This is a genomic window from Streptomonospora halophila (assembly GCF_039542725.1).
GTDB classification, from domain to species: Bacteria; Actinomycetota; Actinomycetes; order Streptosporangiales; family Streptosporangiaceae; genus Streptomonospora; species Streptomonospora halophila.
This window is the reverse complement of the sequence record NZ_BAABIK010000015.1, coordinates 1-14303: the sequence shown is the minus strand read 5'-3', so window position 1 is coordinate 14303 and position 14303 is coordinate 1. Positions and strand designations below refer to the sequence as shown.

General features: G+C 74.0%; 13 protein-coding genes and 1 pseudogene. 10 read left to right on the top strand and 4 right to left on the bottom strand.

From position 1 onward, the window contains the following. Window positions 1–47: 47 nt before the first annotated feature. The 3 genes and pseudogenes from ABEA15_RS14105 to ABEA15_RS25645 all read left to right on the top strand — a co-directional run. Complete coding sequence (locus ABEA15_RS14105) at window positions 48–848, top strand: helix-turn-helix domain-containing protein (protein ID WP_345556994.1); 801 nt, start codon at window positions 48–50, stop codon at window positions 846–848. 10 nt (window positions 849–858) lie between these two features. Next, window positions 859–1245 (top strand): VOC family protein, encoded by a 387-nt coding sequence (locus ABEA15_RS14100; RefSeq protein WP_345556993.1) that lies wholly within the window; start codon window positions 859–861, stop codon window positions 1243–1245. Between the two features lie 28 nt (window positions 1246–1273). Then, a pseudogene (locus ABEA15_RS25645) lies at window positions 1274–1429 on the top strand (IS982 family transposase); the annotation flags it as partial. A 308-nt stretch (window positions 1430–1737) separates the two neighbouring features. On the opposite strand, the gene ABEA15_RS14095 reads toward ABEA15_RS25645, so the two are convergent. After that, window positions 1738–2211, bottom strand: a complete 474-nt coding sequence (locus ABEA15_RS14095) for a nucleoside deaminase (RefSeq protein ID WP_344142419.1) — start codon at window positions 2209–2211, stop codon at window positions 1738–1740. A 231-nt stretch (window positions 2212–2442) separates the two neighbouring features. Next, window positions 2443–3588 (bottom strand): Mrp/NBP35 family ATP-binding protein, encoded by a 1146-nt coding sequence (locus ABEA15_RS14090; protein WP_345556992.1) that lies wholly within the window; start codon window positions 3586–3588, stop codon window positions 2443–2445. Between the two features lie 408 nt (window positions 3589–3996). Here ABEA15_RS14090 and ABEA15_RS14085 point away from each other — a divergent pair, with 408 nt between their 5' ends. The 4 genes from ABEA15_RS14085 (at window position 3997) to ABEA15_RS14070 (ending at window position 8450) form a co-directional block, all read left to right on the top strand. Next, a complete protein-coding gene (locus ABEA15_RS14085) occupies window positions 3997–5352 on the top strand; it encodes a CPBP family intramembrane glutamic endopeptidase (RefSeq protein ID WP_345556991.1) in 1356 nt (451 codons plus the stop codon). A 166-nt stretch (window positions 5353–5518) separates the two neighbouring features. Then, window positions 5519–6175, top strand: coding sequence for a DUF6758 family protein (locus ABEA15_RS14080; RefSeq protein WP_344142416.1), 657 nt, complete (start codon window positions 5519–5521; stop codon window positions 6173–6175). Between the two features lie 51 nt (window positions 6176–6226). Beyond that, window positions 6227–7117, top strand: a complete 891-nt coding sequence (locus ABEA15_RS14075) for a PHP domain-containing protein (RefSeq protein ID WP_345556990.1) — start codon at window positions 6227–6229, stop codon at window positions 7115–7117. 166 nt (window positions 7118–7283) lie between these two features. Beyond that, entirely contained in the window at window positions 7284–8450 is a 1167-nt protein-coding gene (locus ABEA15_RS14070) for an MBL fold metallo-hydrolase (RefSeq protein WP_345556989.1), read from the top strand. A gap of 247 nt (window positions 8451–8697) precedes the next feature. Here the strand turns inward: ABEA15_RS14070 and ABEA15_RS14065 are convergent, their stop codons facing one another. Both ABEA15_RS14065 and ABEA15_RS14060 read right to left on the bottom strand, forming a co-directional pair. Further along, window positions 8698–9588: an alpha/beta fold hydrolase gene (locus ABEA15_RS14065; protein WP_345556988.1), complete on the bottom strand. Its 891-nt coding sequence runs from the start codon at window positions 9586–9588 to the stop codon at window positions 8698–8700. A 457-nt stretch (window positions 9589–10045) separates the two neighbouring features. After that, window positions 10046–11524, bottom strand: a complete 1479-nt coding sequence (locus tag ABEA15_RS14060; RefSeq protein ID WP_345557056.1) for a DEAD/DEAH box helicase — start codon at window positions 11522–11524, stop codon at window positions 10046–10048. A gap of 914 nt (window positions 11525–12438) precedes the next feature. Here ABEA15_RS14060 and ABEA15_RS14055 point away from each other — a divergent pair. From ABEA15_RS14055 to ABEA15_RS14045, 3 genes are all read left to right on the top strand, one after another. Then, the gene (locus ABEA15_RS14055; protein ID WP_344142410.1) at window positions 12439–13212 is read left to right on the top strand and encodes a ferritin-like fold-containing protein; all 774 of its coding nucleotides are present in this window, start codon (window positions 12439–12441) and stop codon (window positions 13210–13212) included. A gap of 166 nt (window positions 13213–13378) precedes the next feature. After that, entirely contained in the window at window positions 13379–13690 is a 312-nt protein-coding gene (locus ABEA15_RS14050; protein ID WP_344142409.1) for a DUF6401 family natural product biosynthesis protein, read from the top strand. A gap of 255 nt (window positions 13691–13945) precedes the next feature. Further along, on the top strand, window positions 13946–14194 hold the full coding sequence (locus tag ABEA15_RS14045; RefSeq protein WP_345556987.1) for a hypothetical protein: 249 nt from the start codon (window positions 13946–13948) through the stop codon (window positions 14192–14194). Window positions 14195–14303 lie beyond the last annotated feature (109 nt).

Below are 14303 nucleotides of genomic sequence, written 5' to 3'. Positions count from 1 at the left end.
CCCCGCCCGTCCGGCCCTGGCCGGTCGGGCGATGCGAGAATGCAGGGGTGGAGCTGGGTCACGCGTGCCGCGAGGCCGGTATCGGTGTGGTCGCCGCGGGTGAGCACACCGGCCCCCCGCGCCTGCACAGAGCCCTGCCTGCGCTGTCCACCCGACTGGTCCTCAGCCTGGGCGCCCCCGTCGAAATCCGCTACGACGGACACACCAGCAGCATGCAGGCGGTCGTCGCGGGGCTGATGCGGCCCGGGAAGGCGACCCCGTCCCTGGTCCTCCGGCCGCACCAGCCGACGGTGTACGTGGAGCTGTCCCCTCTGGCCATGCACCGCCTGACCGGGGTGCCGCTCGGCGAAGTGGACGCCGGCGGGGTCGGCGCCGACACCCTTCTGCCGTGGCTGCGCCGGCTGAGCGAGGAGCTGGCGGGCCGCACGGCCGGGCAGCGGGAGCGGCTCATGCGGGTCCGGCTCCTGGAGCGGCTGGAGCGGCCCGACCGGCGCGCCGTTTCCCGAGACGCCCTCGAACCGCTGAAGATCATCGGGGCCGGTGCCGGGCGGGTGCCCGTGGACGATCTGGCTCGGCGCGCGCACCTGAGCCCGCGCCACCTGCGGCACGTGATGCGCACCGCGCTCGGGATCGGCCCGAAGCTCGCGTCGCGCGTCGCTCGCCTGTCGGCCGCCGTCGATCGGGCCGCCGAAGGAGCCGGCTCCTGGGCCCAGGTGGCGGCCGAGAGCGGCTACCACGACCAGAGCCACCTGGTGCGCGACTTCCGGGATCTCATGCACACGACACCGTCCGCATGGCTGGCCGAGGAGGGCCGGAATCTACAAGGCTGGCGCCGCCCCTCGCCGTGATCATCGGAACATGACCACAGAGATCCGTCCCAAGCTGCTCGTATCCGACGCCGATGCGGCGATCGGCTTCTACACCGAAGCGCTGGGCGCCACGCTTGCCTTCCGGGCGGCCGATGAGCACGACGTGGTGAACCACGCCGAGATCACCCTCGGGTCCGCCGCCTTCGCCGTGGCGCAGAGCGTCGAGGAGTGGGGGTGGAACGATCCCCGCTCGACGGGCGGCTCGCCCGTCCTCATCATGGCCGAGGTGCCCGATCCGGACTCGACCGCGGACCGCATGGTGCGGCTGGGGGCCGAATCGGTGATCCCGGTCGAGAACCGCCCCTACGGCAGGCGCCAGGGCAGGGTCAGAGACCCGTTCGGACACCTGTGGGTGATCAGCGGCGACCTTCGCTGAAGGGGAACCGCGGCCGATATGCCTGGGGCTGAAGAGCCGGCTCGGGCTGGAACGCCACGCCGCCCGCACCACCGAGGGCCTGTGGGCGCGGGTGTGCCGGCGCATCTGCGCGCTCAACGCGGCGATCCGGCACAACCGGCTGATCGGCGCCCCGGTCAAGCGGTCCCTGACCGCTTATGACCATCGATCCCGGGCGCCCGACAACTCCCAGCAACGATCCCGCCGTGCTCGGCCATCGGGTTGATGACACATCGGCGTTGTCCGTTGGTCCACAACGACGACCTCCAGTGGAGTTGAGGCGGCCGTCCGCACACCACTGGAGGTCGTCGCGGCCCACGCCGGCGCACGCCTGACCGCCTGCGGGCGAAGGCTCATCGTCCAGCGCGTCCGCCACCGGGGACGCCCGTGGCCAGTGACGCATCCGAACCCGGCGTATCGCGCCGATGCGCCCACTGATGAGCCGCCTTCCACCGACGCCATGACCGAGTACAGCTAGCCGTCGGTGGCCGCGCCGATGTCCTCGTTCCACAGGTCGGGGCGGTCGCGGACGAACTCCGCCATCATGGCCGCGCAGTCGGGGTCGTCGAGCACCGTGACAGCCACGCCGTGCTCGGCCAGCCAGCCGTGTCCGCCGGTGAACGTGCGCGACTCGCCGACGACCACGCGCGAGATCCCGAACTGGCGCACCAGGCCGCTGCAGAACCAGCAGGGGGAGAGCGTGGTGACCATGGTCGTGCCGGTGTAGCCGCGCTGGCGTCCCGCGGCGCGGAACGCCGCGGTCTCGGCGTGCGCCGACGGGTCGCCGTCCTGCACCCGGCGGTTGCGGCCGCGCCCCAGGACCGCGCCGTCGCGGCCGATCAGCGCGGCGCCGATGGGGACGCCGCCCTCGTCGAGCCCGGCGCGCGCCTCCTCGGCGGCGACGGCGAGCCACTGCCGGAAGCGGACGGTGTCCGCGGGCTCGGGCAACGGGACCTCCGGAGCGTCGGTGTCGGCGGCGCCGCGGCTCCGCCCGGTCGGCGGGCCGCGGCGGCCTCCGATGCTACCGGCGGGCGCCGGGGCGCCGGGGCGCGGGCGGAGCGCGCCCGCGCGTCCTGTGGGCGTACGCGCGCCGCTCGAAAGAGACCGGCCGACAGCAAAGCCGGGGGCCGCCGTCGGCGACGGCGGCCCCCGGCGGGGTCGGTGGAGCGGTCCGTGGAGCTACCGGCCGCCCCCGATGGGCGTGACGCCGAGCTGCATGCCCGACAGCCCGCGCGGCTTGCCGACGAGGTCCTCGGCGATCCCGCGCAGGAGCCGCGAGACCTCGGTGTTGGGCTCGCTGAGCACGAGCGGCTGGCCGGCGTCGCCGCCCTCGCGCAGGCGCATGTCCAGGGGGACCTCGCCCAGCAGCGGCACCTCGGCGCCGAGGGCCTTGGTCAGGCCGTCGGCCACGCTCCGGCCGCCGCCCTCGCCGAAGAGGCGGGTGCGCTCCTCGGTGCCGGGCGCGACGAAGTAGGACATGTTCTCGATGACGCCCGCGACGCGCTGGTGGGTCTGGGCGGAGATGGCCCCGGCCCGCTCGGCGACCTCGGCCGCGGCCTGCTGCGGCGTGGTGACGACGAGGATCTCGGCGCCGGGCAGCAGCTGGGCCACCGAGATGGCGATGTCGCCGGTCCCTGGGGGCAGGTCCATCAGCAGGATGTCCAAGTCGCCCCAGAAGACGTCGGCGAGGAATTGCTGCAGCGCGCGGTGCAGCATCGGGCCGCGCCACACCACGGGCTGGTTGCCCTGGGTGAACATGCCGACCGAGATGACCTTGATGTTGTGTGCGGTCGGCGGCATGATCATGTCCTCGACCTTGGTGGGGTGGCCGGAGACACCGAGCATCCGCGGCACCGAGTGGCCGTAGATGTCGGCGTCGACCACGCCGACCTTGTGCCCGAGGTCGGCCATCGCCGCCGCGAGGTTCACGGTCACCGACGACTTGCCCACGCCGCCCTTGCCTGAGGCGACCGCATAGACCTTCGTCAGCGAGTTGGGCTTGGCGAAGGGGATCTCCTTCTCCGCCTGCCCGCCCCGCAGCTTGGTCTGCAGGGCCTTGCGCTGTTCGTCGCTCATGACGTCGAGCTCGACGGTCACCCGGGTGACGCCCTCGACCTTGGATACGGCGTTGGTGACGTCGCTCTCGATCCGCCCCTTCATGGGACAACCGGCCACCGTGAGGTAGATGCCGACGTGTACGACACCGCCGTCGGCGACCTCGACGCTCTTGACCATGTCGAGATCGGTGATGGGGCGGTGGATCTCGGGGTCCTGGACGGTCGCCAGAGCCGCGTTCACCAGCTCGGTGGTGGGTGTGGAGGACATGTCCCCATGGTATGCAAGAAGGTCCGGAGACCCCGACTCCCTGCGCAGCCCGATTCCGCGGCCGCCCCCCGGACGGGCGGCCGCCGCCGCGCGCCGGGAGGGGATCGCGCCCGTGCGGAGGGGTGTGCGGTGCAGCGCGCGCCTCGGATGTGACGTAACTCACCAGCTTCGGGACTGGAGTACCGGCCGGTAACCGCCCTCTCGGCGCGGCGCCGGCAGCGCCCCCGGCCTGCTCCGCGGAGTGCGCCCGGCGCCGGCGGGGCCCGTACCGGGCGGCCGGTGCCGCGCGGGCGGGGCGCGCGGCGAGCGCCGGGACCGGAGTCCGCCCAGGTCGGATGCGGTAATCGGGTGGTGTCTGTGCGTTCTTAACACGGCCAATACAACCTCGGAGGGTAATCTCGGCAAACGATGAGAAACTCGCCGCCGCCACCCGGCTCGTCCTGGTCGTCTGAACCGCAGGGGCCCATCGGCCCGGACGGGTCGGCGCACCAGCATGAGCAGGTCTGGGCCTGGCCGCCGGCGGCGAGCCGGGACGAGGTGCACACCTCCTCCGCTTGGGCGTGGCCGCCGCCGGCTCAGCCGCGCCGCGGCCCCTCGGGGACCGTCCCGCCGCCCGCCGGGGCCCCCTACCACCGACTCGCACGCACCCGCCGCCACCGCTGGTGGATGCCGCCGCTGGCCGTCCTCGCCGCGGTGCTGGCGATCGTGGTCGTGCAGCTCATCATGGCCACCGCCGCGGTGGTGGTCGCCGTGGTCGCCGGCATCCAGGGCACCGGTGACGACGTCTTCCGCTCGCCGCTGGCCAACCTGGTGCTGCAACTGGTCGTCGTCGCCACGATGGCGCCCATCGTCTTCGCCGCCGCCTGGACGGTGCAGCGGCGGCCGGTGGGCACCCTGTTCTCGGTGGCCGGACGGATGCGGTGGCGCTGGCTGCTGTGCTGCCTGGCGCCGGCGGTGCCCGCGCTGGTGATCTCCTTCGCCGTGCTGTTCGGCCTCCACCGGATCACCTCGCCGGGCACGCCCTTCATCGGCGAGTACGCGGGCGGTCCCGGTTTCGTCTCAGCCCTCGTGCTGATCGTGCTGCTGGTGCCCTTCCAGGCCTCGGCCGAGGAGATCGCGCTGCGCGGCTTCCTGATGCAGGCGGTGGGCTCGATCGGCGCCGGAGCCGGCGAGCGGCGCGGGGCGAGCCACATCTCCTGGTTCCTGCGGACGCCGTTCCTGGCGATCCTGCTCAGCGGCACCGTCTTCACCCTGCTGCACGACTACTCCGGCTGGGGACTGGCCGACGTCGCCGTATTCGGCCTCGCCATGGCCTGGCTGACCTGGTTCACCGGCGGCCTCGAAGCCGCCTTGGGGCTGCACGTCCTGCACAATTTGACCGCCTTCTCCATCAGCGCCTACGAGGGCACCCTCGACCAGGTGGCCACCGGCGGCGGCTCCTGGCAGGGCGTCCTCAGCACCTCGATCGAGGTCGCCCTCTACTGCGCCGCGGTGGTGTGGCTGGCCCGGCGGCTGGGCGTGCGCCGGACCGTCGCCGATGACGAGGGCGACCGGAACACCGCCGGTGCCTCTGCCGCGCTTCCCGAGTGGGGCGCTCAGCCCCCCTCCGCGCCGTGGCAGCTTGAGCAGCCCGCGCACCCCGGCTGGGAGCGCCAGGCCGACCGGGTACCGGGCCCCGCGCAGTGGCGGTCGGGGTATCCCCAGGGTCCCTCCGGCGGCCCGGGCGGCGGATCGCCGTGGACGGCGCCGGGCTCCGGCGGATAGCGGACTGCGCCCCGCTGCGCCCGGCGCGGCGAACGGCCGCACCACGGGCGCCGCGCGGGGCAGCGGACGTCGCGCCTCCACCTGTGGCGACACGGGCAACGCGGGTGCCGCAGCGTCCCCCCGACCGCGTTTCCCCACTGTGGGCACGGGTATCCTCCCGGCAGTCATGAAGTCGGATCCGTCGTGCCCCCGTTGCGGACGCGCCGTCCACCCGCCGGGACTGTGGTCGAGTGCGTGGCAGTGTGACGCCCACGGCCCCGTCGCCCCGCTGAACCCCGTGCGGGCACCCGGCAGCGCCTCCCTGGAGGTCCTGCTCGACTTCACCCAGGTGCCGGTCTGGCTGCCGTGGCCGCTTCCCGCGGGATGGCTCGTCACCGGCTTCGCCGACGCCGGCGACGAGCGCAGCGGCGCGCTCGGGGCCGCAGTCGCGCTCTCCGGGCCCGCTCCGCTGGGCGGCGTCGGCGAGCTGGCGCTGGTGGCCGAAGATCCCGGAATCGGCGTCGGCGCCCGCCTGGCCGGGCTCGACGGCCCCGATCCCGGCACCGGGTTCGGCTCCGGGCCGCCCGACGCCAAGGTCCGCTACGACGGCCACGACATCGCGCTGTGGAGCGTCGACACCGGCAGCGGACGCGCGGCCTATGCGGGCGAGGCCATGGCCGACTGGCTGTGGGTCGTCTTCAGCCCCGCCGACGCCGCCGTGCTCATCGCCGAGTTGACCGACCTGCGCGACCTGCGCGACCGCCACGACGGCGGGGCCGCGCTGGAGCCCCCTTTCGGCGCTCCCTCGCCCTTCCTCGCCTCCGCGCTGAAGCCCGTCGCCTAGGCGGTCGCGCCGGGCAGCCGGAGTCGCGCGCAGGCGTGGAATGATCGGCGGATGCGCATCGACTTGCACGCCCACAGCTCGGTGTCCGACGGCACCGAGCCCCCCGCCGAGGTCGTCCGGCGCGCGGCGGAGGCCGGTCTGGACGTCCTCGCCCTGACCGACCACGACACCGTCTCCGGCATCGCCGCCGCCGCGGCCGCCCTGCCTGCGGGGTTCACCCTGGTCCCGGGCATGGAGCTGTCCTGCCTGCACGAGGGCGCCGGCGTGCACCTGCTCGCCTACCTCTTCGACCCCGCCCACCCCGAACTGGAGGCCGAACTGCGGCGCATCCGCGACGACCGCGCCATCCGGGCCCGCTCCATGGTCGAGCGGTTGCGGAACGCGGGTGTGGCCGTCGGCTGGGAGCGTGTGTGCGAGCTGGCGGGCGTGCCCGCCGGGGGTGACGGGCCGGCGGGAGCCGCCGGCGAGAGCGTCATCGGGCGCCCCCATATCGCCCGGGCGATCGTGGAGGCCGGTGCCGCCGCCGACGTGCCCGAAGCCTTCGACACCTGGATCGGGTTCGGCCGCCCCGGCTACGTGGCGCGCTACGCGCTCGACGCGCTGAGGGCGGTCGAGCTGGTGCGCGCGGCCGGCGGGGTGTGCGCCGTCGCCCACCCGGCCCGCGGTGAGGCGACCCCCGACGGCGCGGTCCCCCTGGCGCTGGTCGAGCAGATGGCTGAGGCCGGGCTCGGCGGAATCGAGGCCGACCACCCCGCGCACGACGAGGAGGAGGCCGCGTTCTGGCGGGGTGTGGCGAAGCGGTTGGAGCTGGCCGTCACCGGTTCCAGCGACGACCACGGTGAGCTGACGGGCCACCGCCTCGGTTGCCGCGAAACCGCCCCCGAGGAGTACGCTCGCCTGATTCGACCGGCGACCGGAGCCGCTCCCATCACCGCCGAATGAGGCGGTCCGCGCGGCGCGAACGCCGCGCTGAGAAGTCTTATAGGCGGTTTAGCCGCCGAATGGGATAATCGGCGGCCGTCTGGTGCGGGTACCGATGTGGCCCGCGTGGCGGTGACAATGGTCCCGTTAGTCAAGTGTTCGAGACGGACAGCGAAGGGTCGGCACCGTGTTCTGGAAGCGGAAGGGCAAGAAGAAGGACGGCGAGGAGGCCGGGGAGCCCGGTGCGGCGTCGGTAGCAACCAAGGGCGCCGACACCGACGGGACCGCCGACGACGCCGCCGCCGAGAGCGCGGAGCCGGCGACGGCGGAGACGGCGGACGCCGCGGCCGGCAAGCCGGACACGGCCGCGAAGTCCGGCGGGGCGACGAAGAAGGACGCCGCCGCGAAGCCGGACGGCGGGGCCGCGGGCACCGAGTCCGAGGACTCCGGGGGCGGCGAGGCGGCGGCGGACGAGGACGCCGAGAACGCTCCCGCGGGGAAGGGCTCCGCGCAAGCGTCGACGAAGGCCGGAGAGTCCGACGAGGACACGGGCGCGACGGACCCGAAGGCGGACGCCGCGGAGGACGAGGACGAGGACGAGGACGCCTCCGACGAGGACGGCGACCGCGAGGAGGCCGACGACGCCGCCCCGGTCGTCGCGGGCGGGAAGCCGCTGTTCGCCGACGAGGACGAGCCCGAGACCGCCGGCGTGTCCGAGCGCGACGAGGAGGGTGTGCAGCGCGTCCGCACCATCGGCGTGCTCAAGGCCGAGGACCAGGAGGTCGACGTCGTCAGCAACACCTGGATCGTCGACGCCGACGACGAGGGCGTCGTGGTGATCGACCCGGCGCACGACGCCGAGGCGATCATGGAGGCCGTGGGCGACCGCGAGGTGTACCTGGTGGCCTGCACCAACGGCTACAACACCCACATCGCGGCCGCCATCGAGGTCGCCGAGCGCGACGAGGCGCCGATCGCCCTGCACCGGCGCGAGCTGCGGCCCTGGCGGCGCCTGCACGGCGCCGAGCACCGCCCCGACCTGGAGGTCGAGGGCGGCGGCTCGCTGAAGGCCGGCGACATCGAGGTCGACATCCTGCCGATCCCGGGCACCTCCGTCGGAAGCGTCGCCTACTACGTCGCCGAAAAGGGCGTCGTCTTCACCGGCGACTCGCTGCGCAAGGGCGAGGTCGGCACCGTCGCCGGCGGCTACATCGACTACACCCAGCAGCTGCACTCCATCGGCGAGATGATCCTGACGCTGCCGCCCGACACCCGCGTCCTGCCCGACAGCGGCGCCGAGACGTCCGTGGGCGCGGAGTCGGACAACTTCGACACCTGGGTCTCCACGCACTGATCCCCGCCGGGGTGCGGGCCGCGGCGTCCGACCGGCGCCGTGCGCGGTCCCGCCTCCGGCGGGCTCGCGGGCGTCCGGAAACGCGCGGGGCCGCGAGCGGAGACCACCCGCGCCCCGCTGCCGCCGTCTCGGCTCTGCCCGACGCGCGTCCGGCAGATGTCCGGGAGCGGCCTGCACCCGGGCCCGTGCGGGCGAGTTCGTGGCCGAACCCGCCGCGGCGGCCCCGGCCGGTGGCCTGCTCGCCGGTCTACGCGGTGCCGCTGCGGTCCTTGGACTCGACCTGGTTCCAGAACGCCGTCAGGGCCTCGGCCGTGGTCTCGGGCGCCTCGACGTTGGGCGAGTGGGCCGCGCCCGGGATGACCACCCGCTCGGCGCCCAGGTGCCCGGCCATCGCCGACTGCGCCTCGGGCGGCCAGGCGTCGTCGTTCTCGCCGTAGAGCACCAGCATCGGCAGCGCCGACCGGGCGAGCTCCGGGGTGCGGTCGGTCGCGTTGAGCAGTTCCTCGGCCATGTGCACCAGCGCGTCGGGGTGGTTGGCGACCATGCGTTCGCGCAGGAAGGCGTGGATCTCGGGGGAGACGCCGCTCGCGCGGGTCGGGGCGTCCAGGTGCTCGGCCCAGATCTCCTCCAGGCGCTCGCGCGTACGCGCCCGGCCGATGGCGTCCGCGAGCCGCCGGGCGTCGACGGCGCGGGCCCCGCCGATCGCCGAGGGGCCGGAGCTCATCAGCGTGAAGGACAGCAGCGGAACCGCGGCCGAGATGACGGTCTCGCGGGCCACCAGCCCACCGAAGGAGTGGCCGAGCAGGTGGACGGGGCCGTCGTCCAGGGTCAGCGCGACCTCGCCGACGATCGCGCCCAGGCCGACGCGGGTGTACTCCCCGGGGTCGACCAAGCCGGGGGACTCGTACTGCCCGGGCAGGTCGACCGCCGTCACCGAGCGCCCCGCGGCCGCCAGCGTCTGCAGCAGCGCGATGAAGTCCTCTTTGCTGCCGGTGTAGCCGGGGACGAGCAGCGCCGGCTGCCGTTCGCAACCGCCGGCCGACGGCGTGGCCTGCAAAGCCGCGACGTTGCCCATGGGGGTGCGGACGGTGGTGTTCCGGACGCCGGGCGGGAGGCCCAGGAAACGAGGAGTACTCACGTCGGCTCACTATATGCGCCACTGTGCGACCGCAGATGCGGACGGAACGCGCCTGACGAGCGTGTGGTGCGAATCGCCGCCGCGGGGTGGCGGCCGGTCGCGGGAGGGGAGTCGCGATGGGGGGATCCGGGAGCGGTGGGAAGCCCCGGCGCGGTGCGGGACCGGGGCGGGCACCCGGGACGGGGCGCCGTTCGGGGACGCTGCCGCCGGGGCGGGCGGCGCCGGAGCGGCGGGGACGGGCTTGCGCCGCGCGGAGGCGCGCGGGGCGCTGTCCGTACGGTACGGGGGCGCCGGGGGACGGGGCCGGTGCGCGCTGGAACCGGCGCGGGCCCCGTCGGCGGACCGCTCCCTCGTGCCCGGTCGCGGCCTTGCGCCCGCGACCGGTGCCGTGCTTCGCCGGACGCCGCCCGGTCGGCGGCTCCGGCCTCCTGTGCCGCGCGGAACGCGGGTGCGGCGGTTACTGCGCCTGGTCGTTGCCGGGCTGCTCCACTCCGCTGCGGGTGCGCCGGCGCCGCCGCCGGCGGGGAGCCGGGGACTCGCCGCCCGAAGCGCCGTCGGGCTCGGGCTTGGCACCGGCGCCGGAACCGCCTTCGGCGGCCTTGCCGGTGTCGCCGGAGGCGCTCGCGGGCGCTCCGCCCGAGCTGCGGGTGCGCCGCCGGTTGCGTGAGCGGCCGCGCCGCTCGCCGCCCTTGCTTCCGCGCTCCTCGCGCCCGTCCTTGCCGCCGCGTTCGGTGCGGTGCCGCCCGGTGTCGCCGATGTCCTCGACCTCCTCGGCCTCCAGGCCGGCGCGCTCACGCCGGTCGGCGGCCAGGCGGCCCTTCGTGCCCTCCGGGATGCCCATCTCCTCGAAGAAGTGCGGCGAGGTGGAGTAGGTCTCGAGCGGGTCGGTGTGCGGCAGGTCGAGAGCCGTGTTGATCAGCTTCCAGCGTGCGACCTCCTGCCAGCTGATGAAGGTCACGGCGGTGCCCGAGCGCCCGGCGCGGCCGGTGCGGCCGATCCGGTGCGTGTAGGTCTTCTCGTCCTCGGGGCACTCGTAGTTGACCACGTGGGTGACGTCGTCGACGTCCAGACCGCGTGCGGCGACGTCGGTGGCCACCAGCACGTCGATCTTGCCGGCGCGGAAGGCCCGCAGTGCGCGTTCGCGCTGGCTCTGGCCGAGGTCGCCGTGCACGGCGGCGGCCGCGAACCCGCGGTCCTTCAAGTCGGCGGCGACCTTGTCGCAGGCCCGCTTGGTCTGGCAGAAGACCATCGTCAGCCCGCGGTTCTCGGCCTGGAGCAGGCGCCCGAGCATCTCGGGCTTGTCCATCGGGTGGGTGCGGAAGACGTGCTGGGAGATGTCCAGGATGCGCGCCTGGCCCGGCTCGTCGTCGTCGCCGGCCCGCACGTGGGTGGGACGCCGCAGGTAGTTGCGCGACAGGGAGACGATCTCACTCGGCATGGTGGCCGAGAACAGCATGACCTGGCGCTCGTCGGGGATCTTACTGAGGATCTTCTTGATGTCGGGCAGGAACCCGAGGTCGAGCATCTTGTCGGCCTCGTCCAGCACGACCGCCGATACGTCCCGAAGGCTCAGGTGCTTCTGGTTCTCCAGGTCGAGCAGGCGCCCCGGAGTGCCCACGACGATGTCGATGCCGTCCTTGAGGCCGTCGATCTGCGGCTCGTAGGCGCGGCCGCCGTAGACGGTCAGGATCCTCCCGCCGGTGCGCTTGCCGGCGGTGCCGAGGTCGGCCGCGACCTGTATGGCCAGTTCGCGGGTCGGCACCACCACCAGGGCGCGCGGCTTCTTGGACGAACCCGGCGTCTCCTTGACGCGCTGAAGCAGCGGGAGTCCGAAGGCGAAGGTCTTGCCGGTGCCGGTGCGGGCCTGGCCGATGATGTCGGAGCTCGCGAGCGCGAGCGGGAGGGCGAGGGTCTGGATGGGGAAGGGCTCGACGATGCCTTCCGCTTCGAGTGCGTCCGCGATCTCGGGTTCGACTCCGAGTCCGCGGAACGTCTGGCGTTCTTCGTTCGTGTCTGCGCTTGTCAGGGCTCATGCCTCCTCTGGGCGGGCCGTTCTTGCGTTCGTGGCCGTGGTGTGTGGCGGACGGTGGCCCGATGGGCGGGCAGGGCGCTCCTCGCGCACGTGCCCGCTGGGGGGCTCGGCCGGCGCGGCTCGGGGACCGGTTCGGGTCCCCGGCGCGGCCCGGCGGCACGGTTCGGCACCGTCGCAGGGCCGTCCGCCTCCTGTCGTCGGGCGTCAGCGGCCGCCGGGTGCTGACGGGTGGGCGTGTGAGGGCATGTCCGCCGCACGTTCACGCTCCTTAGCCCGCCGCAGTGTCCCGGCGGTCCCGGCACTTGCGGGCGGTCGACGCTGACGCTCGCTCGTTCACCTTCGCGTTCGTGGCGCCGGTGACGGTTGTTGTCATGGTTCGCCGCGGTGCACACCGCGCGGCGGCGGCGCGGGGAACCGCGTGGAGACCGCCGCGCGCGGCCTTGCAGCAGCGCGTCCGCGCCCGCTGGGTGCGGTACGGCTGCGGCGAGGGCGCCGCGCGATGGCCGACTCCTAGCGGCCACTGCGACCGATTCTAACCCGCCGCTCTGCTGCTGGATATGCCGCGTTTCCGTACGCAGTGGCAGAACGGCGTCACTCTCGCGAGCGGTCTTCCGAGCGGCCTTCTCCGTGCTGGTCAACGCGCGGGGGCCGGCGAAAAGTCCCGAGCGCCGCCCGGCGCCTCGCGAACGCGTGCGCCGGCGGGCGTTCGAGCGGCTCCGGGGCGCGGCGCCGCGCCGGGGCGGTAGCCTGTCCGCCATGACCACGCGTGCTCGAAGGGCAGTGCAGCGGCCGTTCCGCTCCTCGACGGGCGGGACGCGGTGAGCGAGCAGAACCCCGTCGCGTCCGACGCGGCACAGGACGCCCCGGCGGCCGCCGAAGGTGCGAGCGACCTGCTCGGCCTGCTGGCCTACGCGCGCCTCGTGGCCTTCTTCCGCCTGGCCGGCGATGCCGAACTGGCGCCGACCCTGGCGAGCAAGGGCGCGCTGGCCGACCTCGCCGCCGCCGAGCACGCCAACTACCGGCGGCTGCACGACCGCCTGGCCGAGCTGGGCGCCGACCCCGAGGCGGCGATGGAGCCCTTCGTCGTCCCGCTGGACGCCTGGCACGCGCGCACCGAGCCGCAGAGCTGGCTGGAGAGCCTGGTCAAGGCCTACGTCGGCGACGGCATCGCCGGCGACTTCTACAGCAAGGTCGCCGAGCTGTGCGATCCCAACACGCACGCGATCGTCCGCGACACCCTTGTGGAGTCCGGCCGCGCCGAGTTCGTCGCCGCGCAGGTGCGTGCCGCCATCGCCGAGGACCCGAGGCTGGCCGGCCGCCTGTCGCTGTGGGCGCGCCGGCTCGTGGGCGAGGCGCTCAGCCAGGCGCAGAGCGTGGCCGCGCGCCGGCCGGAGCTGGCGGCGCTGCTGGCCTCGGGCATGCGCTCGGCCGCGCAGGGCGAGGACTCCGGCGCCGCCGATCGGGAGGCCGCGGAGGACGGGGACCGTGCCCAGGCGGCCGAAGCCGCCGACCTGGCCATGGTGAGCCGGATGTTCGCCGACCTCACCGAGGCCCACACCGCCCGGCTGGAGGCGATGGGCCTGAGCACCTGACGGGAGCGCTGCGGCGGGGCGGCCGGCACCGTTCCCGCTCGGCGCGCGGGGCTGTGTCCAGGGCGTCCGTCTTGTGGGCTTTACAATGGCGCGTCACGATTTGCTCTTCGTTTCGTATATAGTCGGTCGCGTTCTTGCTCCGTCCCCTGTGCTGAGGTAGCCATCCATGCGTCCTGGGTTCTATGCCGAAGGCCCCCTGGCCCGGCTCTCCCGCGAGTTCGGGCTGCTCGGTCCCCTCGGCGACACGATGGAGCCCTGGATGACCGCTGAGCTGGACCAGCACGCCGCCGCGGTGCGCGATTCCATCGCCGCCGACAGCGGACCGATCACCCGCATCAGCCTCTCCCGCTACCTCGACGGGTTCATGGACGGATGCCGCGAACGGGGCTGGCACTCCTCCTGCGACGGCTACGACTGGGAGACACTGCGCGTGCTGGCGGTCTGCAGACTGGCCAAGGAACACGGTTTCGTCCGCTAGGTTTGTTCTCACTCTCACCTGAAACGGGGGCTCGGACGGTGCCGCGGCGCCGATCCGCGAAGTCCCCTCACGAACGTGGTGACTGAGCGTAGGCTTGGCCCGATCCGGAGTGGCCGCGCAGCTCGCGGCTCAGGCGCGTCGGCGCGCCGGTGTCCCCGGGAACGGGTGCCGGGACGCGGGCCCGCAGCCGCCCGCGTGGAGCCGCACTCCGGGACGAGTACGCGCGGTGCCCGCACCGCAAGAAAGGAAGAGCGCATGGGGAGCGGCCGGCATGGTGCGGCGCGACCGCCGATCGGCGTCCTGATCCAGCAGGACCGCGTCGACTTCTCGCTGTTCACCTCGATCATCGTGGTCGCATTGGCGGTCATGGTGCTTATCGGCGTCGGCTGGGCGAGTATCGCCTTCTGGCTCGCCGTGATCCCGGTCCTGGTCGCCGGGGTGCTCATCGTCCGCCGCATCAAGCGGCTCGCGCGCGAGGAGCTCGGCAACGACGAGCTACTCTGAGACCGCCGGGGCAGCGCCGGGCGCGGTGGCGCGGCGCAGCCGGCGGCCGGGAGACCGCGGAAGCGCGCAAAGGGGGCGGAGCCGATCGATCGGCTCCGCCCCCTTTGCG